Below are 23565 nucleotides of genomic sequence, written 5' to 3' on the forward strand. Positions count from 1 at the left end.
TCAGTGATATTTATTAGCCTTTATGATATAAATAGCAATATGTCGCCAGAATTATTGAAATTTATCTTCTAGCTAATTCAATTCTTTACTAGATGAAAATAACTAACTTTCTGACAATTTAATTGTAAGACAATTAAATCGTTAAGTCAATAATAAATTTCATAAGAATATTCAAAAAATCGCAAAAAAAGGGATAAATGGTTGCATACTCCCCATTTATCCCTTTATTAATAATTAAATAATGAGTTCAATTTTCTTACTCTTAACAAAAATAAACGGTTAATTAGTTATCTTCTAACCTCTTCATAGCTTTTTTTCGAACAAACTCAAGATGACGATACATACTGTTGAACGAAGCTATTGGATCTCTTTTTTCAAGTGCTTGATAAATATCAATATGGTATTGTAACGTTTGTTGTAGATCCCTGTCTTCATAAGGGATTTGCTCCAATACTTTATCATGAAAATTTTGTAACGGTTCAATAATCCCTTCAAATAACGGATTTTTTGCACTTAATGCGATAATTTTGTGAAACTCTTTATCCAGTTCAGAAGAATCTTCTGTCGGTAATTTTTTCATTTCTTCAATAATTTCTCTTAATTTTCCTAAATCTTCATCTGTAATTTTTTCAGCCGCTAACGTTACCAGCCCTAATTCTAAGGCAATGCGGGTTTCAATTAACGATGGGATATCTCCGACTGAAAGCGCTAACATCATTGAAAATGGTTTACTCCCAATTTTGTCAGAGAAAAACGTACCATTTCGTGTTTTGCGATTAACAATCCCTAATACTTCTAGTGAAGTAAGTGCTTCTCGAATCACAGGTCTACTTACATCACACGTTTCCATTAATTCTAATTCTGACGGTATTCGATCTCCTGGTTTTAGTTGTCCAGTTAACAATAAATCAATAATTTCATCGATTACCTGCTGCGAAAGTGTTTTTCGACTAATCGACTTTATATCTACTTCTTTACCACGAACCATGTTTCTACCTCCCTATACTACCAATATACAATAAAACAAAGAATAATAAAAAGAAAAAATATTATTTGTAAGACAATTTTAACATTTTAAATTAAATAACAGTAATTGTAATGATTTCCATAACTATATTTGCGACCTTATTTTGAAATGAATGATAAAAAACTGGCTAAAATAAAGGATGTTGACCTGATTTAAGCCGATATTATGGTTATCAGGCCGTCTACTTTTATGATAATTCATTCAAAATTTCATCATTAATAATAGATGGTGGCCGTTCTCCAGTTAGACCCTTCACTAGATTTTCTGCTGCCAATGTATCCATCGCTAACCTTGTTTCTCTTGTTGCTGATCCAACATGCGGCAGTGTCACAACATTTTTCATCGATAATAAAGGGTTGTTTCCATTAAGAGGTTCATTCTCATAAACATCACACCCTGCAGCCAGAATATCCCCCTCCAGTAGAGCATTTATGAGCTCCTTCTCATTGACGATTCCCCCTCTTGAACCAACAATTAAAATAGCCGATTCCTTCATCAGCTTAAATTGTTTTATACCAATCGAATTTTTCGTTTTCTCTGTCAATGGAGCCATCACACAAACAAAATCTGATACTTTCAACAGTTCGTCCAACTCACAATAAACCGCACCATAGCTTTTCTCAGAGAATTCATTTCTAGTACGATTATTGTACAGTACCTTCATATCAAATCCTAAGCTGGCTCTTTTAGCAATTGCAGAACCAATCCGTCCCATGCCGATGATTCCTAATACTTTATGGTGAACATCAACACCATAACGACTTTCATCAATTTTGTTATTCCATTCATTGTTTTTTACAAACTGGTCTAATTCAGGGATTCTTTTTGCTGTTGCAAGTAATAACCCGAAGATTGTATCTGCAGTTGTATCTGTTAATACATCTGGGGTATTTGTAGCCATGATCTTTCTGCGACTCAGTTCAGTTAGGTCAAAATTATTGTAACCAGCGGAAGTATTACTAACAATTTTTAATTGCGGAGCTTTATCCAAAAGATCATGATCAATGACTAAACTCGAACCTAATAGGCCTTTGGCATCTTTTAACTCCTCTATAAAACGCTGTTTTCCACGTAATAAATCCGGTGTTTCATCTTCAAAATAGGTTACTTGACAATAGTTTTCAATATATCTTTTAGTTTCTTCAGAGATTTTTTTATAGACGATCACTTTAGGTTTCAATTTCGTTTATACCCCCTTTAAATCTACTTGCTATGAGATAGTAGCCTTCCTCCGTATAAAATATAAATCGCAGATCCTGGTCAGTTCTCTCATAACAATAAACGAAAATGATACATTCGTCGATCACTTCTAAATTTCTTTTTGCTTTTTCTTTATTTGTTCTCTGGATTAATTACGGAGGATAATGAAAATTAAATAGGCAATATAGACTACGGCGAGAATCATTCCCTCTGTTTTTCCAACTCGATATTGCGTTCTTGAAAAAACTAACAACAAAATTGTGATCATAATCATCAGCATCACATCAATAAAAACCTTACCGTCAACAATTAACGGGGAAATGACTGAGGCTGTACCGAGCACAAATAATATATTAAAAATATTACTTCCTACAATATTTCCTAATGCAATTTCACTTTGCTTTTTTACCGCTGCTGTCACAGATGTAACTAATTCAGGTAGGGAAGTACCAATGGCAACAATCGTTAATCCCACCAACGTTTCATTCAATCCAAACGAATACGCAATTTCTGTACTACTCTTCACAACGAAATCCCCACCAAAGATAATGGCTGCAAGCCCTATAATTGTATAAAAGATACTCTTGCCCCATGTACCCTTTTTCGTTATTTCGTCTGCCGAGGACTGATTACGGTCATTTCTGGCTACCTCAAAGATGTAATACATAAATATGGAGAAGAACAATAAGAAAATGATCCCGTCACTTCGGGTAATTAAATTCTCATCCATCGACTGTAACGATATATCTGAAATAAGGACTAACAAAGTAAAGCTCGCTAACAAGGTAAAAGGGATTTCTTTTCGAATGGTTTCACTTTCTACCTTCAAAGGATTTAAAAATGCTGTAATTCCAATAACGAGAGTGATATTAAAAATATTACTCCCAATGACATTCCCTAATGAAACACCTGAACTGCCTTCTACTGCCGCTATGATACTCACTGTTGCTTCAGGAGAACTTGTTCCAAATGCAACAATGGTTAGTCCAACTAATAGCGGAGGAATCCGCAGTAAACCGGCAATACTTGATGCGCCATCAACAAATAAATCCGCTCCTTTAATTAATAATGCGAATCCGACAATCAAAAGGACATAGGCCATTTTCTAACGCTCCGTTCTTTTTCCACTATTGTACTATTTATCGTATACTAAAGAACTACTTTCATTCACTAATTTTTAACAGGAAAATAAACAAATAAAACCCCCGAACCAAGGCAACTTGGTTTCGAGGGTTATTCTTCATAGTATTTATCGATTAACCATCCATTCTGGTTTCCCAAAGCCTTGGAAGTCACGGTCGATAATTTCTTCAAATTCAGGTGATTGAACTACTTCTTGAATATCTTTTGCGAATTGAGCATCCAGATCTGCAGTTTTTACGACAACACGGTTTCGGAAGTCATCTGGCATATCTTCTAATGCCAATGCTGACAGCAAGTCCATTTGAGCGGCTAATGCAAAGTTCCCTGGTACTGCTGCAACATCGACACCATCAACAGCACGTGGTAATTGTCCTGCTTCAATCGGCTGGAGCTTTAAGTTTTTCGGATTTTCTACAACATCTTTTTCTGATGCTGTTAGTTGATTAATTGTCCCATCAACTGTAATTAAACCTAAACCTTCAAGTAACATTAATGTTCTAGCTAAGTTTGTAGGATCATTTGGAAGTGCTAACTCACTGCCTTCTTCAATCTCATCAATACTATTAAACTTGTTAGAATAGATCCCCATTGGAGCCGTTGGAACAACGACTAATTCCGATAACTCTAAACCATGTTCAGCGGCAAAGTTCTCCATGTAAATCTTATGCTGAAATAAGTTTGCATCAAGTGACCCATTTCCCAGAGCAATGTTCGGCTGTACATAATCACTAAATTCAACAACTTCAATTTCATATCCTTTTTCTTCTAATAAAGGCTTGATTGCGTTTGACACCATATCGGCATACGGACCAGATGTAGCCCCAATTTTTAATTGTTGTTTTTCTTCAGCAGGAGCAGATTTATCTCCGGCATCAGACGTTGTTTCTTCATTACCTCCACAAGCTGCTAGTATACTTGTAAGTAATAAGACTAATAATAGCGAAGTTAATTTCTTCATTTTCGTTTCCCCTTTGATGTGTTATTTTTTATCAACAAATCTTGCAATTCTATCACCAGAGAATTGTATAATTTGTACAATACAGATTAAGATAATAATTGTTGTAATCATTACCGTATCATCATAACGGTAATATCCAAAGCGAATGGCTAAATCGCCAATTCCGCCTCCTCCTACAATACCTGCCATCGCCGAATAACCAACTAAACTAATAGTTGTAATTGTTAAACCTTGAATAAGACCTGGACGCGCTTCCGGCAGAAGAACATCTTTAATGATCATCCATGGTGTTGCACCAACTGAAACGACAGCTTCAATTACCCCTTTATCAATTTCCCTTAATGATGATTCAACTAATCTTGCAAAAAAAGGCACTGCCGCTACAGATAAAGAGACCGAAGCTGCCTTTGGTCCAATTGTCGTCCCCGCGATTAATTGTGTCAGTGGGAGTAATGCTACTAGTAAAATAATAAACGGAATTGAGCGGATTAAGTTTACGAAAAAGCCAACAGTGCTCTTTATCGTAGGATTTTCTAAAAAGAGACCACGATCTGTTACAAATAGTAAAATTCCTAATGGTAATCCGAAAATTACCGCAACACTTAGAGCTATGGCTACCATGAGTACTGTTTCTAAAAAGGCTTTATTTAACTCTGGCAGTAGATTAACTAACGTTTCTAAGATCATGAGCGATCACCTCCAAACTTTCAGTACGATTGCGAATCGCTTCAATCGCTCTGTTAACCTCAGCTTGCTCACCAATTAGTTCCATAATAAAAATTCCAAGAGGTACTTCTTTGATATATTCAATCTTTCCATGGAGGATATTTCCACTAACTTCGAAATTTTTAAAAATATCAGAAATCACTGATTCCTCTGCGATCGTTCCTTTGAATTGAACTTTCACAATACTTCCTTTACGGTTATCAATTAAATGCTGTGGTAAATCAAATTGTAAAACGCTGTTAATAAAGTCCTTCGTCAAAGGTTGCTGCGGTGATGAAAATAAATCATAGACATTTCCTTCTTCAATGACTTTTCCATTTTCCATGACTGCAATACGATCACAAATCTCTTTGACTACTTCCATCTCATGAGTGATTAAAACGATCGTTAAGCCAAATTCACGATTTATCTTTTTTAATAAAGATAAAATGGACTTTGTTGTTGTTGGGTCAAGTGCTGACGTAGCCTCATCACAAAGCAATACTTGTGGATCATTAGCAAGTGCTCTTGCAATGCCCACCCGCTGCTTTTGACCACCGCTTAATTGCGACGGATAATGATCGCTTTTACTTGCAAGTCCAACCATGTCCAGCAATTCATCAACTCTACTTTTTATTTCATCTTTAGGTTTACCAGCCGCCTTTAAGGCAATTGCAATATTTTCAAAGACTGTTTTTGAACTAACTAAATAAAAGTGTTGAAATATCATGCCAATCTTTTGTCTCGCTTCTCTTAATGATTTTTTATTTAACTGTGTTAGTTCAAGCCCATCTATCTTTATTTGACCAGATGTAGGCTTTTCCAGTAAATTCAAGCAGCGTAATAGCGAGCTCTTTCCTGCACCACTGTAACCTACGATTCCAAATACCTCTCCTTTTTTTATTGATAAGGAGACATGATCAACACCTACCACTGTTCCTTTTTTTGTTCTATATTCCTTCACTAAATCCGTTACCTCTATCAAAAGGAACACCTCCTAAAAACTATTTGAATATAAAAAAATAAGAGTCTCTTTATCTGAAAAGAGGCTCAATCGTCACGTACAATTAATTAGCCTTATCTTTCAGAATAAAGTATTCTGCAGGAGTTAGCACCATCCCATCTCGTTGGAGGTTGCTGGACTTCATCGGGCCTGTCCCTCAGTCGCTCTTGATAAGTTATTCTATAAAATTATTATTATGATAATAAACCCAAGTACACACATTGTCAATATAGTTTTTTTTACACTAACGCAATAGAGAGCGCTTACATTATTGATATATCCGCGAATTATCAAATATTTTTTTATTTTCTAACCCTTCAACATTTCGCCAATTTATAACATTTTTACCGAGATTACTCTCCTGATACTAAATGATTAAGCTCCTCGATTGAGTCATGGATTGAAAGTAACTCAAAAAAAACAACCCTTTTTGTAGTAAAATGGTGAAAATACTCATTAGAGTTTCGCAACTGATTGGCTTCATATTTAAGATGATGGTCTAAATCATATACTAATACATAATGCCGCCCCGGGATTGTAAAAGAAGGATCATTCAGAATCGATTGAAATGATTGGATGACTTCCATAATTAATTTTTTTTCTGATTCAGAAAAATAACCTGGCTCAGCTACGTATTGCAAATTTCCTAAATGAAGCACAATTCTTTGCATAATTGCATTCTTTTTCTTTAACAATAAAAAGTGACGATATTCACTTAATTTTACTTTATGATACTTCCATTCTCTCTCCTGAAATGAAATGATCTCACCTACCTTTTCTGTTCCCTGTCTTAACGCTAAGTACTTGGAAGTAGGTACAGGGGCAGTAGCTTGCTTTATATGTAAAATACCATTCATTGTCTCAGCTAACACTTCCCCGGCTATACGGAAATTTGGATAAAGCTTTTCTTTGATTAGCGGCGTAAATTTAGGTGGTAAAATAAAAAAATTTATCAATGATGAAACTGTTAGACCGATCGTAGTTGTTCCTAGTCTCGATAAAAACGTTAATAAGTAGTCCCCTTCAATATCTGGTACCATGACAACAGCTGTCAATGTTGCTACAAGAATCCCATCGTGAAGCTTAAGCTTCTGACAAAAGAAAATTGTCAAAAACGCAGCTAACGTATAAGAAAGGACTGATTCTCCTAACCATGAAACGAGAATAACGGCCCATGCCGCACCAATTGCTGACGCCGGAAAACGGACAAATCCCTTTTTTATCGAAGCAGATGCTGTCGGTTCAATCGTTACTATCGCTGCAATAATGGCAAACTCTGCCGGCAGATTAAGCGACAAACAAATTAAGGCTGTTAATAACACGGAAATGCCTGTTTTTATAATTCTGCGACCTATTAATCCCTTCACATTCTCACCTAATTTCAAATCCTAGTATACTTAATGGTTATTTCTATTATACAGACTTTTCCGTCAATTGTAACATTTGTGCTTCTCATCGTTAATAGGTCTACTTCATCTTCTATAAATGATATTTTTTGAATTTCAGATAAAAAAATTCCGCTTTTAACATATCAGTTAAGAGCGGAATTTATACTTCCCCTTACATTTTATCCATCGTTGTTACCTCAATTGCTTTTTTCATAATCTCAATCATGGTAAGTAATTGCTCATCTGTACTAGCTAATGGTGGCATAAATACAATGATGTCCCCAAGCGGTCTCGTTAACATCCCTTGCTTTCTCATTTCTAACGTCGTTTTGTATGCTACTCTTTCTTCAAAAGGAAAGGCTTCCTTAGTATCTTGGTCTTTAACCAATTCAATCCCGCACATTAAACCTAACTGACGAATATCACCTACGTGTTTAAACTCTGTCAATGACTTTAGTTCACTCTCTATGAGTCTAGCTTTTTTTGCCGCCTGTTCTACCAGATTTTCTTCATCATATATTTTAAGATTAGCGAGTGCAGCTGCACATCCTAATTGATTCCCTGTATAGGAATGGCCATGGAAGAATGTTTTTAATTCCTCATATTCACCATAAAATTCGTTATAGACATCTTCTGTAGTTAGTGTTGCTGCGATTGGAAGATATCCGCCTGTTATCCCTTTTGCTATCGTCATGAGGTCAGGCTGAACACCCTCATGCTCAACTGCAAACATTTTCCCTGTTCGCCCAAAGCCTGTTGCCACTTCATCAACGATGAGCAAAATGTTAAATTCCCGGCATAGCTTTTCAATGCCTTTTAAATAACCTTTTGGCATGACGTGCATCCCACTTGCTCCTTGAATCATTGATTCTACAGTAATCGCAGCTATCTCCTCATGCTGCTCTTCAAATATTCTCCTTAAGGCTGATATCGCTTCATCTCTAATCGTATCCTCATTACTTCCGATAGGGTTACGATAGGTAATTGGAAATGGAGCTTTTATGGACTCAAACATTAATGCCCCGTAGATACGATGAAACAAATCAATTGCCCCAATACTAATCGCGCCAACCGTATCACCGTGATATCCGTTTGATAAGGAAACAAATTTGCATTTTTTGGTTTGTCCTTTATTTTGCCAATATTGATAGGCCATCTTAATTGCAATTTCAACTGAAGTTGCACCTGAATCAGAATAAAATACTCTCTGCAAATTGTTTGGGGCAATTTCAATTAATTTATCGGCAAGTTCGATTGCCGGAACATTTGCTGCACCTAGTAACGTCGAGTGAGCAATTTTATCTAACTGCTTTTTTATCGCCTCATCAATTTCCTTTTTTTGATGACCATGGACATTCAACCAAAGTGAAGAATAACCATCTAAATACTCATTACCATAGATATCTTTAAGTACAATCCCTTCACCACTTTCAATGATTAATGGGTCTCGTTCATAATCGGTCATTTGTGTGAATGGCAGCCATAGATGCCTTTTACTACTTTCTAATAGCGCTTGTGGATTCATCATTTATCCCCTCCATAAGATTATCTAACTGAAACGTCGCAAATAAGTGGGCCAAGTATTGTTCATCTTGGAGAGTTTGTTCTATGTTTTCAATATAAGGGATAACACCAAGGATCGGGACATTTGTTAACTGTTCAATTACCTTCTGATTATCCTCTTCAATAATCGAGTCACCCTTTTGTACACGATTCAGTATAATACCCGCTATTGGAATACCTCTTTGGCGTAAAGCCATAATCGAAAGTACAGTGTGATTAATTGTCCCTAACCCAGCACGAGCAATTAAGATAACCGGGAGTCTCATCTCTTCTATTAAATCAATGACGCAATAACCAGTATCATTCATCGGTACAATTAATCCACCAGCTCCTTCTACTAAAACAACCTCATACAGACGCTGAAGCTTTTGATAATGTTTCAAAATAGATTCAGGCTGAATATGAACTTGTTCCTCTCTAGCTGCTAAATGGGGGGAACTTGGCTTTTTTAATAAATATGTACATCCATCTGCTTCGTTCAATGAAGGAAGTACGAGTTGGTACAGTTGCACATCTGGGGCAACGAGCTTTCCATCATATTCTACTGCTCCACTTTGAACAGGCTTATATGGAATCACGTTTTTTCCTTGTCTGTGAAAATATGCAGTAAGTAATGTCGTTGATAATGTTTTTCCAATATCGGTATCAGTTCCCGTAATAAAAAATCCATTCATCTAGTTCACCTCTTTTGTTAACTATATTTACTTTTAAGTTAACATATGAGAAAATCTTATTCAAGGTATTTGTAAACCTTAAAATAATAACAGTTTACAATAGGAGGGTATCATGAGAGTATCAAAAGCTAGAAACATCGTTCTGTGTGGCTTGTTTGCAGCCTTAATGGCAGTCGGAGCAAACGTTTCACCATTTTTAATGATAGGAGGAGTTCCAATTACACTTCAACTTTTATTTGCGATCTTGGCTGGGGGATTGTTAGGGAGTCGATTGGGGTCACTTGCTATGGTTACATACATGCTTGTTGGATTAGTAGGTGCGCCTGTTTTTGCACAATTTAAAGGTGGACCTGCCCAATTACTAAGCCCTACATTCGGTTTTATCATTTCTTTTATTTTTGTGGCTTACGTAACAGGAAAACTTATTGCTGATCGAAAAACTGCTACAAAGAAACATTATATTTCGGCTGGCATACTTAGTGTTTTATGTAATTACATCATTGGTACAAACTTCATGTTTCTTGCCTTCAAAATTTGGGCACAAGCTCCTGATGGTTTTAGCTATACAATGGCCTGGAGTTGGATGGTTGCCTATCTGCCACTTGATATTGTCGTTACGGCTGCATCCCTTGTTTTACTGCCAAAATTACAAACAGCATTAAAGAGATCGTATTCACCTACAATTGAAGTATAGCTTTCTCGAAATCTCTTCAACTACGACATAACAATCTAAAATGAAAAATCCCCAGTATACAAACGTTGCATACTGGGGAGAAAATAGTTTTTATCGGCTAGCCAATTGATACAAAGTTTCTTTTAACACTTGTATTCCATTCAAACAATCAGAAAGTGATGTCCACTCTCTTGGGGAATGACTCTTTCCCTCATGACTCGGAACAAAAATCATACCTGTCGGGACATACCTTCCCATATTCATCGCATCATGACCTGCACCACTTGGCATTTCACGATACGATAATTGATGCTGTTCACTTGAATCTTTAATCATCTGTTTGATTTCTTCAGCCATTAAAACTGGTGAAATTATATCTCCAGATTGAATATCTAATTCTAATGATCTTTCTCTTGCTATTTTATTAGCAAGTTCTGTAATTGCTTCTTCTAGTTTGACTATAGTATCCTCAGAAATATCTCTCATATCCACTGTGACTTCTGTCTTACCGGCAATCACATTTGTACCATTCGGATAGACATTCATTTTCCCTACCGTAGCAACCGCGGTATCACTGAAATTACTTGGTAGTTTTTCCACACCACTTATCAATTCTGCTGCTGCCGCAACCGTATCTTTTCTCATATTCATTGGCGTACTTCCAGCATGATCTGTACTTCCATAGAAAGTAAATGTTCTTCTTGTTAAGCCTACAATCCCTGTTACTACGCCTATATCTTTATTTTCATACTCAAGGATTTTCCCTTGTTCAATATGCAATTCAAGAAAAGCATGGATATCATTTATATTTCGGTAGACTGATGAAATATCTTCAGGGTTGTAGCCTTGCTTTTTCATTGCATCAATTAAGGATATTCCCGCATCATCACTATACTTTGCTAAGTCCTTTTCAGAGACTTCTCCAACGATGGCTCGACTACCAAACAAACCATGATTAAACCTTGATCCTTCTTCATCGACAAACACTACTAATTCGATTGATCGTAAAGGGCGTTTGTTCTCTTTGATATAAGACTCAATGGCCGTTAAACTACTTAAACAACCTAGAACCCCATCAAAAGCACCACCATTAGGAACCGTATCTAAATGAGATCCCGTCATTACTACTGGTAAATCTGGATTTTGACCCTCGTATTTTGCAATAATGTTGCCAATAGCATCTTCTCTTACTTCTAAGCCAGCCGTTTGTATCCAGCTTTTAAAAAGGTTTGTAACCTCTTCATATTCATCTGTATAAGGAAACCGGCTAATTCCCCCAGTTTCTGTCTTACCGATTTCAGCTAATTTTGAAAGACGATTCACGAACTGTTGAACGTCGATATGATTAATTTCATTACATTGTGATTGCTCAAATAGTAATCTTTCTCTAGAAAAAGTGGTTTCCATTGAAAAATCCCCTTACTTTTATTCATTTCTGAAACATTTACAATTCATCTGTTTCTCGTAAATAATTAATCGCACATGTGACTAATACTTTTGCAGCAACGATCATTGCCTCTTCATCAATATCAAATTTTGGATGATGATGCGGATAAATAATATCCTTCTCGACATTTCCAGCACCGGTGAAAAAGAATGTTCCTGGTACCTTTTCCAGATAATAGGCAAAATCTTCTCCACCCATCATTGGATCAATCTCTTTCACTCGATCTTCTCCAACAACTTGCCTTGCACTCGCAACTAAAAGGTTTGTTTCATTTTCATGATTATAAACTACTGGATAGCCTTTTTGGTAATCAAGCGAATACGTTGCACCATTACTTTCACAAGTACCTTTAATCACTTTCTCTAACTTATCAATGATTAAGTCTTGAGTGTCAATATCGAGTGTTCGCACTGTTCCAATAATCTTTGCATGATCGGCAATAACATTAAAGGCTTCTCCGGCATGAAATGATCCAACAGTCACAACGGCTGGCTTTAGCGGGTTAATATTCCTACTAACAATTTGTTGTAATTCTTTTACAATCGTTGATCCCACCACGATGGAATCAACTGTTTCATGAGGGGCTGCACCATGTCCACCTTTCCCCTTAATAGTAATATCAAAGCGGTCACTTGCCGCCATAATACTGCCACTTCGATAGTGCACTTCACCAACAGGAAGTGTTGACCATAAATGTGTACCAAAAATAGCATCTACGCCATCCAAACATCCATCCTCAATCATCGCTTTTGCTCCACCAGGAGATACTTCTTCAGCAAACTGATGCAGAAGTACAATGTTCCCAGAAAGTTCTTCACGATATTCACAAAGGACTTTAGCTACTGCAAGCAACGTTGCTGTATGAGCATCATGACCACATGCATGCATAACACCCGGCACTTGTGATTTATAATCTACATCTTTCTCATCCTGAATTGGTAAAGCATCAAAATCAGCGCGTAAAGCAACCGTTTTTCCAGGGTTTCCTCCACGGATCACTCCTACAACGCCACGTCCACCTACTCCCGTGCGCACTTCAATTCCTAACATTTGCAAAAACTCGGCAATTTTTTTCGGTGTACGAACTTCTTTAAATGATAGTTCTGGATTCATATGGAAATATCTTCTTTTTTCAATCATTTCTGGGTACAGTTCATTAAGTCGGTTGTATATTTTATCTAACATGATTTCTCCTCTCATGGTTGGTTAAATAAAAAGCCATACAAACCTTAATCTATAAATAGGCTTGGAAACCAAAGTGTTAAAGATGGAATATACGTTAATAACAATACAACTACAGCACCAACAATAAAATATGGAAGAATATCTTTGACCGTTTTTTCCATATCAATTTTCGCTAAATGACATGAAATAAATAAGGACGAACCAACCGGCGGAGTAAATAAACCAAGTGCTAAAGAACAAAGCATCACAATCGCAAAATGCATCGGGTCCATCCCTACATCAATTGCAATAGGGAAGAATATCGGAATAAAGAGGAATAAATTTGGAACCAATTCCATAACCATTCCTGCCATGAGAAGAATGAGTACCATTACAAGCATAAGCATCCAATCTGATAGACCTAACCCTAATAATAGTTCTGCAATCATCTTAGGGATCCCCTCAGAGATTAACACCCAAGTAAAGATCATTGATGTACAGACCATTAACATAACTACAGTTGTTCCGTAAACCGTCTCTTTGATTGATTTGATGATTTTATCAAAAGTTAATGTACGATAGACGAATGCTCCTATTACAAAAGCATATACTGCTGCTAATGCAGCTCCCTCAGTTGCTGTCGCAATTCCAAATACAATAACATAAATAAGAAAAATCGGTAATACAAGAGCCCACATTGCGTTTTTAATATTTCTTAAAATCTCATTTATCGTTGGTCTGCTTTCTCTTGGATATCCTCGCTTAATTGAAATGAATACCGTTAAAATTAAGTAAGCAAGACCTATTAAGATTCCTGGGATAACCCCTGCTAAAAACATTTCAGCTACTGACAAATTGGCTAACCAAGCAATAATAATCATGGTACTGCTTGGCGGAATAATGATACCTACAACTGAACTAGATGCATTAATGGCAGCGGAAAATGATGATGAATAACCTTTTCTTTTCATTTCCGGTATGAGAACACTCCCAGTTGATGCAGCATCTGCAACGGATGATCCTGAAACCCCGGCCATCCCCATACTTGTAACAACAGATACACACCCAAGTCCCCCAGGTAATTGACGAACTAATGAATCAGCTAACTTAATGATTCGTTGAGCAATATTCCCATGTACCATAAAGTTTCCGGCAAGAATAAAAAATGGGATTGCCAGGAATGCAAATGATTGTGTATTTGAAAAGAAACGTTGCGCAACCATTGAAAGAGGAATTCCTTCCACCATGATATACATTAACGCTGATCCCCCCATTGCAAATGCAATTGGGACACCAAATAAGATCATAAAAAAGAAACTAGCGATCATGATCCAAATCATATAAATCCTCCTCCTTTGGTGCTTCCATCTTGTTAAGAACAATTAAAATGAGTTGATAAATTAGAATAATCGTTACACCAATAAATGCTACTGTCCCTGAAATATAGAGCCAGGACTTTGAGATCCTAAGCATCGGCATAAGTTGATTCGTAACAACCTGTGATAACTGATAACTTGACATCACCATAAAAACTGAAAAATAGATCATAATTAACTTCGTAATAATAAGTGCAATTTTTTGCCCTGTTCTTGGCATTAATGATCTAAAATAATTAATAGCTAAATGTCCGTCTTCCTTTGTCACGGATATTGCACCGATAAAAATCATCCAAGGAAAGATTAAGCTCGTCAACTCACCCGTATAAGTCAGTGGGAGCTTAAGGAAATAACGACTCAACACTTCTATAAAAACAATTAATGTTAGTAACACCATTAATAGCCCAGTAACAAAATTAATCCCTTTTATAGAATAATCGATAACCTTTTGGCTATTTCCATCCTTCATCATGTAACCTCCTTTTATAAAAAGGGATGCGATGCTGTAAATTGCAGCTCACATCCCAAAACAAAATTATTATTGATTATTTTGACGGTATTCTTCTAAGAATGCTTGAAGCTCTTCAACAGCTTCTTCTCCGACAGTTTTTGCTACAGTATCATAAACAGGAAGAACCTTTTCTCTAAATGGTTCAGTATCAGGAGTTGTAATCTCTACAAACTCTCCTTCAAGGATTTCCAGCATTTCAGCATCTTTTTGTGAAGTAAATTCTCTTGAAACTAATTTTGCTTCTTCTGCCGCTTCTAAAACAATTGCCTGTAACTCTTCATCTAAGCTATTAAATAAATCATTGTTCATAAAGAAATAGGAGTAGTAAAATGAGATATTTGTAATAGCAAGATAATCTTGTACTTCATGGAAGTTTGTTTCATAAATAGCGTCTAATGGATTAAACTGTCCATCAACTACACCTTGAGAAAGTCCTAAGTAAACCTCAGTAAATGGCATTGTTGATACAGAGCTTCCAAGAGCACGGAATGTTTCAATTAACGTCACATCGTTAGGTGAACGCATTGTAATTCCTTTCATATCTTCAGGTGTATGAATTGGTCTAATGTTATTTGTAATTTGAGCAAAACCACCTAAATCAGTTGTACCAATAACTTTCAGGTTGTGCTGTTCTGCTAATGCATTCCATTTTTCACCGATTGGTCCATCAAGAACTGCATATGCCTCATCATATCCATTCACTAAGAAAGGTAAAGAAAGTAATGCATACTCTGGAATTGTATTCGCCGTTAAGTTTGCACCAGCAATTTGCATATCTACTGCCCCTACTTGTACAGCTTCTAACATTTCTTGTTCAGAACCTAATGATTCATTTGGGAAAAGTTCGATCTCTACTCGACCTTCAGTTTTCTCTTCAATAATTTCTTTAAAACGCTTTGCAGCTACATCCTTCACAGAGCCTTCTACAGTATTGTAACCAATGCTCCACTTATACGTTTGTTGTGGAGTATCTGCACCCTCAGAATCTTGAGGTGCGTCGTTTCCTCCTCCGCAAGCCGCAAGAAGCATTAACACTGCAGTCATGAGTAAAGCGAATAATAAACGTGTTTTCTTCATATTTAATCCCCCTTTTTATTATTGACAAATCAACACTTTCCGACTTTTTTCTACAAAATTTATAACTATGCACTTTATTATATTTAATTTTTCGATAACTTTTATTTGGAATTCCACCAAAAAAATAATAATATTTTTGAAGTTTTCACGAAAAAGTACTACTGTTTTAGTTTGAGCCACTTGTCCTTAACACCCAAAAAGTTAAGTATATGCCATGCTAATTGAAGGTTAAAAATCGTCGTTCCATCCTTTAATTGCAGTCCCAAAATTTCCTCTATTCTCTTGATACGGTAAGATAGTGTATTTAAGTGCAAATGCAATTCTTGCGCCGTCTCCTTCATATTTTGATTAAAGTTTAGATAAACTTCCAGAGTGTTAATCAATTCATTACGGTTTTGATGATTATATTGGATTAACGGTTGGAGCTGATCAATGACAAATTGGTATAATTCTTCTTCGGTACTCTTCATAATGATTTTTGCCGGTCCAATTTCTCGGTATGTTATCATTTGTCCAAACATGTTTTTTTTCTTCATAATTTCTGAGCACTGAGTAACATCACTATATGATAAAGGTAGTTTATCTACCGAATCAACAATTCTTCCAACTCCGTAAGAGCAATGAAGATGAGGTACATATTGATGAATCATTCTCTCAATTTCACTTATTAATGTTTTTGCCTTACTCAAAAAAGAATCTTCTTCGGTTTCATTATTCCAGGCCACCAATGCCTTTAAGCCGTTCTTCCGATTAAAAACTAAACTATCAGGATTCTTTTGTGTAATAATACGTTCAATAATTAACTGTAAGTATTTATTATTTTTTACCCCTGTAAACACATCTTCGGATTGCTTTGAGTGAATATCTACAGTAATAAAATTGTACTTGTACTTATCACTAATTCCTAAATACTTGGCTTGTTTCTTTAATAATTCAATATCAACAACATTAGACTGAATGTCATCGAGAAACTCACCTTTGAGACGCTGTTTCGTTTCATACACAACTTCTCTTTTCAAAAGTTCAAGTGCAACAACAGTACACGCATGTTCAATTGACATATGCTCAAGCTCGTCCAAAGGATCATTCCCTTTTAAAATCAGCATATACCCTTTTACTTCATTCGATTTTATAATGGGTTCGAGTAATATCGGTGTACGTATTGGATTATTCGATGATGGGGAAATCTCTATCTCTTCCATCGTCACACTCATTTGCTTGAATTGTTCAAGAAAAGGTGGCATATCAATTTCAAAACCATACTCAGTTTCACTATTTGAAGTGGCCAATACATTAACAAATTCATCATAGATAATAATCGGCTTTTTTATAATCACACTAATTGTCTGTGTTATCACCTCTATACCTTTTTGTTGCAGGACTAACTCTGTCAATTGCTTATGAGTCTTTGATGCATACTTTAGCATTTCATTTTTCTTTTTAATTGTATTATTTAACTTTTTGAGCGCCTCAGCCCTACTTTCAGTTATTTGAAATAGATTAACGCGGTCGATCACCAACGCAGCTTGATTGCAAATAGCCTCAAGCAATTCTAAATCCTCTTCTTTAAAATGTGCATTTCCAAAAAAATTATTAATCGAAACGACCCCTAGACATTTACCTTTTACAATAAATGGACAACACATAGCACTTTTGGAAACAGCGGGCTCATCATTTACAAGCGGTAATGATTTAAGAAAATACTCCCAATTTTCTGGTCTCATCGTTTCCATACCTTTATAAACATCTTTTGATTTATGAAAAATCATCGGTTTTTGATTCAAATATGTCATTCCGGTCAACGATTCACCAGGTTTAAACTTTATTTCTTTTATATACTTCCAATTGAATCCTCTTGTAACTTTTGGTACTAGTAATTCTTCATGTTCATCATAGAGATATAAGCTGCAGGAATCGGCTGCTTCTATTACATCAAGGGTATTATCGAGAATCATACTTAACAGATCTTCTAACCGTAGAGAAGAAGATAATTTTTTTGAAGTATAGAGTAGAAGTTCTTTGGCACGTAATTGATAATCGTAGGAATGCAACTCATTGGTTAATTTCCACTGGTTCGTAATTAACGGCTCCCATTTAGAAGTTTGGTCAGTAGTAGCCTCCACATTTAAGGTTATAAGTAGTACAGTATTTTCACAGATTTGAATATTAAGTTCTGTAGCCTTTTTGTTTAAATGTAAATCATAATCCAGTGATTTTTTTACAAATACCTTTTTATCTCCATCCATTATCGTTATACTTATTCCCCTTATATCTATTACATAAAAAAAAGATTCAATCCATTCAAAAAAACGATTGTATACCGATTTCATCTTACAATTTGCCTCCTGTTAATATAAATTGAGCAACATAATATTTTACCACTATATAATATCATTTAGGATAGGATTCATAGTTTTCCCATTGCCACAAGAAAAACCCTGTTAACAGCTTAAACTGCTAACAGGTGTGTGCTTGTCGTCTCACCCACAAAATAAATTACTCCTTAATATATTCATAATAAAGAATAGATTCCATACTAGAAAATTTTATCAATAAATCCTTTAAGTATCTTGACCGATTTTTCAAAGCGCATTGTTTCCTCTTCATTAAGTTTTAATTCAACTAGCTCACGAATTCCACTTGAATTGATGATTGCAGGTACTCCTGTATAAACATCAGAATGACCGTATTGACCAGATAAAAGTGCCGAAACTGGTAAGACCGCATTTTCATTGCTGGCAATCGCCTTAGTAATTCGTGCTAACCCCATCCCTATTCCGTAATATGTCGCACCTTTTCGCTTAATAATCTCGTATGCTGCATCTCGAACTTTAATAAATGTCTCTTCTAGTTCTTCATCATTCGGTTTATTCTCATCGTCAAAATGAGCTAAAGGCTTACCGCCAATCGTAACGTGACTCCATATTGGTAATGATGAATCACCATGTTCTCCTAGAATAAATGCATGAACATTTCTTGAATCAACCTTAAACTTATTTGCTAATAAATAGCGAAATCTTGCCGTATCTAACACCGTTCCCGACCCAATTACTTGATTAGAGGGCAGCCCTGAGTACTTCCATGTTGCATAGGCTAATACATCAACAGGATTAGTGGCAATTAAAAAGATACCCGTAAAACCAGCTTGCATAACTTGATCAACAATCTCTTTAAATATTTTTGAATTCTTCTCAAGCAAATCGAGGCGAGTTTCTCCCGGATCCTGATTCGCCCCCGCACAATTGACAACTAAATCTGCATCTTTACAATCGTCATATGTACCCGCCCATATATTCATCGGAGAAGAAAATGGCATCCCGTGAAGAAGGTCGATGGCATCTCCTTCGGCCTTATCATGATTTAGATCAAGGATAACCAAATCTCTAACAAATCCCTGGTTTAATAATGCATAAGCAAAGCTCGAACCAACCGCACCAGCTCCGATTACTACAACTTTCATACTTTTACACTGCATTAACATTCTCTTCCTCTCATTTTGAATTAAACTATGAACAGTTTTTAACAAAATAAAGATATTATGTATCGAAGGGGACAATAAAAGACGTATAACCATAAGTTTTAGCCGTTTATTTTTATAATTAGCTGGTTTCTTTTCGTTCGGTGGCAGTTTCTTTTTGTTCATTGCTGGTTTCTTTTCACTTATCGGCATTTATCGATTCTTCGACAAAAAAACAGCAAAAAAATCCCTACTAACAGTCATAGCTGTCAGCAGGGATTTCTCCAATGGCATTCCCTCTAAAAGAAAAGTGAAATGGTAACAATTGTTCATAATCAATTTACAATTGAAAAAATATCTTCCTAACTAAAGTAGAGGCTATCAAACTATAAAAAGATAGCCTCTACTTAAACGTTTCCATTTGTAATTACAAATTACCTAACTTCATTCATTTTCCAACTTATCAATATAGTCGATGGCTTCTTCAAGATTAATGACATCCGTATATTTCATCCAAAGATCAAATAGACTTGCTTTATGAGATAATTCAATCCGATCATATACACAATCTTCAATAATTGCCACATTAAAATTTCTACTTACTGCGTCAACAGCAGTTGCTCGGACACAGCCACTTGTTGACCCACCAACGATTAATAATGAATCTACACCTAACTTCACTAGCCAACTGACTAATGGAGTAGCATAGAAAGCACTAGCATAAGCTTTATCAAGAACAAGCTCGCCTTCCTTTGGCGCAACTCTTTCTACAATTTCAGCACCAAAATGGCCATCTACATATTTCGATTGATCACGATTTGTTTTATTACTAAAGCTATCAAAGCTAATATTCTTTTGTACGTTACGCGTATAAAGAATTGGAACATTATCTTCTCTGGCTTTATCTAACAGCTTTTCTACCTTTTCGATAGCTCTCCAGCCGGCTTCTCCTCCACCAGATGGCCATTCACCAATTTGATCAAGGATCGGCTTATCCTCTCCTACATAATTATTTTGAATATCAATGACCATAATTAATGGTTTTTTTCCAAGACCTCTGCTTTTCCCATATCCACCTTTTTTGACTACTTCTTTATCTGTTTCACTTAATAACTCTTCCCATGGTCTTACTCTTGACATAGTACATTTCCCCTTTTTAAAAAAATCCGATCGTTTTTTCCAGGTTGAATCTAATTACACTGCCTCTTGATCATTTTCATGAACAGCATTTTTTTTATTTTCATTAAAAAACTCATCAATAACATGCTGTGGTGGTGCTTTTGTTACTAAACTTACTACTACCATTAATAGAATTGACGCTAATGTCCCTGGAATTACAGGATGGAATCCAGTAGTCGCTTGTAAACCAAAGGCAAACCATAATGTCGTTACTAGCGTTCCTGCTATAATACTAGCAATCGCTCCTTCTTTATTGGCTCTTTTCCATGCAAACGTTGCCACTAATGCTGTTCCAATTGCCGCCCCCATTGTCGCTACCATATTTGGTTGCAACCAGAATATCGTGGAAATTTCCATTAGTGCAAAAATTAATGCTGCAATAGAAACAAATACAGTCACAATTCGAGAAGATAAAACAAGTTTCTTATCCTCAATTTTTTTCTTACTGAATGCTTTATAGAAGTCATTAACAAATGTTGTTGATGCTACAAGTAATACAGAGCTTGCCGTTGACATTGCTGCTGCCATTAAGGCACTCATAATCACTGCCCCTAATAAAGGAGGAAGCATTTCAGTTACAAAAGTTGGACCTACAGTACTTGGATCAGTGATCCCAGGAAAGAATAGCTTTGCAAGCCCCCCTAAAGTACCGATTAATAAGAAGAATATTGCAAAAGTTAATGCTGTGATCCCTTGACTTAATCGAACCACCTTTGTGTCTTTAGCAGATAAAAATCGACTCATAAATTGTGGAGTACCAATGTTCCCCACTCCCCAGATCACAAACCAGTTTAGAATCATGAGTAATCCCATTTTCCCACCAGCAAAAGGATCAAGAAATTCTGGATGTTGTGTCGCTAATTGAAGATGCATTTCTCCAAAACCACCAATTTTCACTAAACCAATAATAACTGCCGCTAAGATCCCAACAAAAATCAACACACCTTGAACTAAATCAGTCCAAGCAACAGAGTGCATTCCACCTGTTATCGTAAATAATAAGAAGATAACCGTTCCAATTATTACTCCTATATTTTTATCAATGCCCGTTATTTGATTTAGAATAATCCCCGCTCCTAACGTTTGAACCGTTAAGAAAATCATACTTGCTACCAAGATTAGTCCTGCACCTAATACTCTAACTTTATTACTATAGTATCTAGCTGCTAATATATCAGGAAGAGTCACATGACCAGTTGATCTAATTTTTGCTCCGAACCATACTGCAGCAAAAATCGATGTTAAGATTGTCCCACCAAATTGCCAATAACCTGCCCAACCGATTTCGTAAAAATACCCCGGGGCACCGATAACGGACCAAGTGCTAATTAATGTAGCAAAGAAGGTTCCAACACTAACAATGACACCTAACGATCTTCCGGCTACCCAGTAATCATCAGAAGTTGAGGTAACTTTATAGCCCCATCCTGCTATTAAAAATGTTAATAGCAGGTAGACAATTAAAACGATCGTATTCATTTCCATTTTATTTTACCCCCTTCTTTTTTATTTTGGATAACCGCAATTACAATGGCTAATACTGCAAGTCCAATATTTAACGTCCACATAAACCAAATTCCTAAAGGTATCGCGCTCAAATGAAGCCCTCCTCTGCTGTTATTTTTCATATGGGAAATTTAGATGTATCTTCTTACAAACTTCCCTCTGCCGTTTTCTTTAGTAGGTACTCCATCTTTAACAATTACTTCTCCTCTGCTAACCGTGTAGACTGGCCATCCAGCGGCTTCACGTCCTTCAAAAACGGAATAATCACTAGCAGAATGCATAATTTCTGGTGTAATTGTTTTCTTACTATTAATATCCACAATTGCAAAATCTGCATCTGCACCAACTTCAATTCTACCTTTACTTTGGAGATTAAAAGATTCTGCAACTTGATAAGATGTGATATCAGCAATTCTTTCAAGTGGTAATCCTCTTTTTTGATGCCCTTCAGTGATCATAATTGGTAACAAGCATCCAACACTTGGGAATCCATAGAGAGTATCAAATACACCTTGACCTTTGCCATATTTTTTGTCACGAGAATTTGGAACATGGTCTGTACCGATGGAATTAATTGTTCCATTTGCAATCCCTTCCCATAACCTGTCTGCATCCGATTGTGAATGGATTGGCGGTCCAACTTTTGCATCTAAACTATCCTCTTCATTTAGACAAAGGTAATGCGGACATGTTTCTACTTTAGCGCCCGAATCATGTAACCACGGCATCTTTTCTAACACATCGACACTAGCACCTGAAGAAAGATGAACAATATAGACATTACCACCAACAACATTATTTAAATATAGAGTGCTTAGTAATGATTCCGCTTCGGCATAGCCTGGACTTGTTAATGACCATGTTTTTAAACCGTCATTCGCACCTTCATCCTTATACTTCTTAATGAGCGCTCGGTTTATATCCATATTTTCACAGTGGATTGCCAGTAATAGTTTAGGAGAAATAGATTTAAATTTCTCTAGTAAACGAACTATGTCGTATGAAGATAAATCGATTCCATTATCTACATTGAATTTGTCATTCAATTGTCTCTCATAATTTCTAAAAAACTTAAAAGATGTGATCCCGCATTTCTCAATTGTTTCTTCTAATTCATCTATATGCTGCTCTGTTAGAATCCCTAACGTATAAGTGAAATCGATGTAACTATTTTTCTCACCAATCTCTTGCACTTGCGGAACAAAGTCTAAATAACTTACAGGTTGACGGTCCATATTGACAATTGTTGTAACTCCCCCAACTGCATGTTGCTTTGTATCAATAAAATCTTCTTCAATTGAATTGTAAATTCCTAAATGTTGATGCGCATCTACCAAACCAGGGAAAACGTGTAGTCCAGTTGCATCGATCACTTCTGTAGCCTCAATTTGTTCTACGTCCTCAAAAATTCCGGCTATTTTCCCATCATTTACACCTAAATGCACTTGCTTAACTCCAACTTTTGGAAATACAACTAACCCGTTTTTAATGAGAAGATCAACTTTCATCGTCAA

General features: G+C 36.1%; 21 protein-coding genes and 1 riboswitch. Of the genes, 1 reads left to right on the forward strand and 20 read right to left on the reverse strand.

The features are described from left to right. Positions 1 to 283: 283 nt before the first annotated feature. The 9 genes from ACJ2A9_RS07405 to bioD form a co-directional block, all read right to left on the reverse strand. Positions 284 to 988, reverse strand: coding sequence for a FadR/GntR family transcriptional regulator (locus ACJ2A9_RS07405; RefSeq protein WP_441420973.1), 705 nt, complete (start codon positions 986 to 988; stop codon positions 284 to 286). Positions 989 to 1214: 226 nt separating this feature from the next. After that, positions 1215 to 2207, reverse strand: a complete 993-nt coding sequence (locus ACJ2A9_RS07410) for a 2-hydroxyacid dehydrogenase (RefSeq protein ID WP_441420974.1) — start codon at positions 2205 to 2207, stop codon at positions 1215 to 1217. Between the two features lie 168 nt (positions 2208 to 2375). After that, complete coding sequence (locus ACJ2A9_RS07415; RefSeq protein ID WP_441420975.1) at positions 2376 to 3329, reverse strand: calcium/sodium antiporter; 954 nt, start codon at positions 3327 to 3329, stop codon at positions 2376 to 2378. A 147-nt stretch (positions 3330 to 3476) separates the two neighbouring features. Then, positions 3477 to 4328 carry a MetQ/NlpA family ABC transporter substrate-binding protein gene (locus tag ACJ2A9_RS07420; protein ID WP_441420976.1) on the reverse strand — a complete coding sequence of 284 codons (852 nt, stop codon included), beginning with the start codon at positions 4326 to 4328 and terminating at the stop codon, positions 3477 to 3479. A 21-nt stretch (positions 4329 to 4349) separates the two neighbouring features. Further along, positions 4350 to 5015: a methionine ABC transporter permease gene (locus ACJ2A9_RS07425; protein ID WP_441420977.1), complete on the reverse strand. Its 666-nt coding sequence runs from the start codon at positions 5013 to 5015 to the stop codon at positions 4350 to 4352. Further along, the gene (locus ACJ2A9_RS07430) at positions 4993 to 6018 is read right to left on the reverse strand and encodes a methionine ABC transporter ATP-binding protein (protein WP_441420978.1); all 1026 of its coding nucleotides are present in this window, start codon (positions 6016 to 6018) and stop codon (positions 4993 to 4995) included. Before ACJ2A9_RS07430 ends, ACJ2A9_RS07425 begins: the two co-directional genes overlap by 23 nt. Positions 6019 to 6107: 89 nt before the next feature. Further along, positions 6108 to 6213, reverse strand: a riboswitch (SAM riboswitch). A gap of 176 nt (positions 6214 to 6389) precedes the next feature. Further along, complete coding sequence (locus ACJ2A9_RS07435) at positions 6390 to 7403, reverse strand: FUSC family protein (RefSeq protein WP_441420979.1); 1014 nt, start codon at positions 7401 to 7403, stop codon at positions 6390 to 6392. Between the two features lie 193 nt (positions 7404 to 7596). Then, positions 7597 to 8949, reverse strand: coding sequence for an adenosylmethionine--8-amino-7-oxononanoate transaminase (bioA, locus tag ACJ2A9_RS07440; protein ID WP_441421047.1), 1353 nt, complete (start codon positions 8947 to 8949; stop codon positions 7597 to 7599). After that, positions 8921 to 9661: a dethiobiotin synthase gene (gene bioD, locus ACJ2A9_RS07445; protein ID WP_441420980.1), complete on the reverse strand. Its 741-nt coding sequence runs from the start codon at positions 9659 to 9661 to the stop codon at positions 8921 to 8923. Before bioD ends, bioA begins: the two co-directional genes overlap by 29 nt. A 112-nt stretch (positions 9662 to 9773) precedes the next feature. Here bioD and ACJ2A9_RS07450 point away from each other — a divergent pair, with 112 nt between their 5' ends. Then, entirely contained in the window at positions 9774 to 10355 is a 582-nt protein-coding gene (locus ACJ2A9_RS07450; protein ID WP_441420981.1) for a biotin transporter BioY, read from the forward strand. A gap of 90 nt (positions 10356 to 10445) precedes the next feature. Here the strand turns inward: ACJ2A9_RS07450 and ACJ2A9_RS07455 are convergent, their stop codons facing one another. The 11 genes from ACJ2A9_RS07455 to ACJ2A9_RS07505 all read right to left on the reverse strand — a co-directional run bounded on the left by ACJ2A9_RS07455 (position 10446) and on the right by ACJ2A9_RS07505 (position 23559). Continuing rightward, entirely contained in the window at positions 10446 to 11741 is a 1296-nt protein-coding gene (locus tag ACJ2A9_RS07455; RefSeq protein WP_441420982.1) for a Zn-dependent hydrolase, read from the reverse strand. A gap of 37 nt (positions 11742 to 11778) precedes the next feature. Then, entirely contained in the window at positions 11779 to 12966 is a 1188-nt protein-coding gene (locus ACJ2A9_RS07460; RefSeq protein ID WP_441420983.1) for a M20 family metallopeptidase, read from the reverse strand. Between the two features lie 44 nt (positions 12967 to 13010). Continuing rightward, positions 13011 to 14285 carry a TRAP transporter large permease gene (locus ACJ2A9_RS07465; RefSeq protein WP_441420984.1) on the reverse strand — a complete coding sequence of 425 codons (1275 nt, stop codon included), beginning with the start codon at positions 14283 to 14285 and terminating at the stop codon, positions 13011 to 13013. Beyond that, positions 14263 to 14790 (reverse strand): TRAP transporter small permease, encoded by a 528-nt coding sequence (locus ACJ2A9_RS07470; RefSeq protein WP_441420985.1) that lies wholly within the window; start codon positions 14788 to 14790, stop codon positions 14263 to 14265. The genes ACJ2A9_RS07465 and ACJ2A9_RS07470 overlap by 23 nt, the downstream gene beginning before the upstream one ends. Before the next feature lie 69 nt (positions 14791 to 14859). Further along, positions 14860 to 15909 (reverse strand): DctP family TRAP transporter solute-binding subunit, encoded by a 1050-nt coding sequence (locus ACJ2A9_RS07475; RefSeq protein WP_441420986.1) that lies wholly within the window; start codon positions 15907 to 15909, stop codon positions 14860 to 14862. A 158-nt stretch (positions 15910 to 16067) separates the two neighbouring features. After that, positions 16068 to 18239: a helix-turn-helix domain-containing protein gene (locus tag ACJ2A9_RS07480; RefSeq protein ID WP_441420987.1), complete on the reverse strand. Its 2172-nt coding sequence runs from the start codon at positions 18237 to 18239 to the stop codon at positions 16068 to 16070. A 206-nt stretch (positions 18240 to 18445) separates the two neighbouring features. Beyond that, positions 18446 to 19384 (reverse strand): L-lactate dehydrogenase, encoded by a 939-nt coding sequence (locus ACJ2A9_RS07485; RefSeq protein ID WP_441421048.1) that lies wholly within the window; start codon positions 19382 to 19384, stop codon positions 18446 to 18448. Positions 19385 to 19810: 426 nt separating this feature from the next. Beyond that, positions 19811 to 20506, reverse strand: coding sequence for an isochorismatase family protein (locus ACJ2A9_RS07490; protein WP_441420988.1), 696 nt, complete (start codon positions 20504 to 20506; stop codon positions 19811 to 19813). Positions 20507 to 20560: 54 nt separating this feature from the next. Beyond that, the gene (locus ACJ2A9_RS07495) at positions 20561 to 22030 is read right to left on the reverse strand and encodes a sodium:solute symporter family protein (RefSeq protein WP_441420989.1); all 1470 of its coding nucleotides are present in this window, start codon (positions 22028 to 22030) and stop codon (positions 20561 to 20563) included. Beyond that, a complete protein-coding gene (locus ACJ2A9_RS07500; RefSeq protein WP_441420990.1) occupies positions 22021 to 22143 on the reverse strand; it encodes a hypothetical protein in 123 nt (40 codons plus the stop codon). The genes ACJ2A9_RS07495 and ACJ2A9_RS07500 overlap by 10 nt, the downstream gene beginning before the upstream one ends. A gap of 39 nt (positions 22144 to 22182) precedes the next feature. Beyond that, positions 22183 to 23559 carry a dihydroorotase gene (locus tag ACJ2A9_RS07505; protein ID WP_441420991.1) on the reverse strand — a complete coding sequence of 459 codons (1377 nt, stop codon included), beginning with the start codon at positions 23557 to 23559 and terminating at the stop codon, positions 22183 to 22185. Positions 23560 to 23565 lie beyond the last annotated feature (6 nt).

The organism is Anaerobacillus sp. MEB173, assembly GCF_052119505.1.
Lineage (GTDB): Bacteria > Bacillota > Bacilli > Bacillales > JBJMAU01 > JBJMAU01.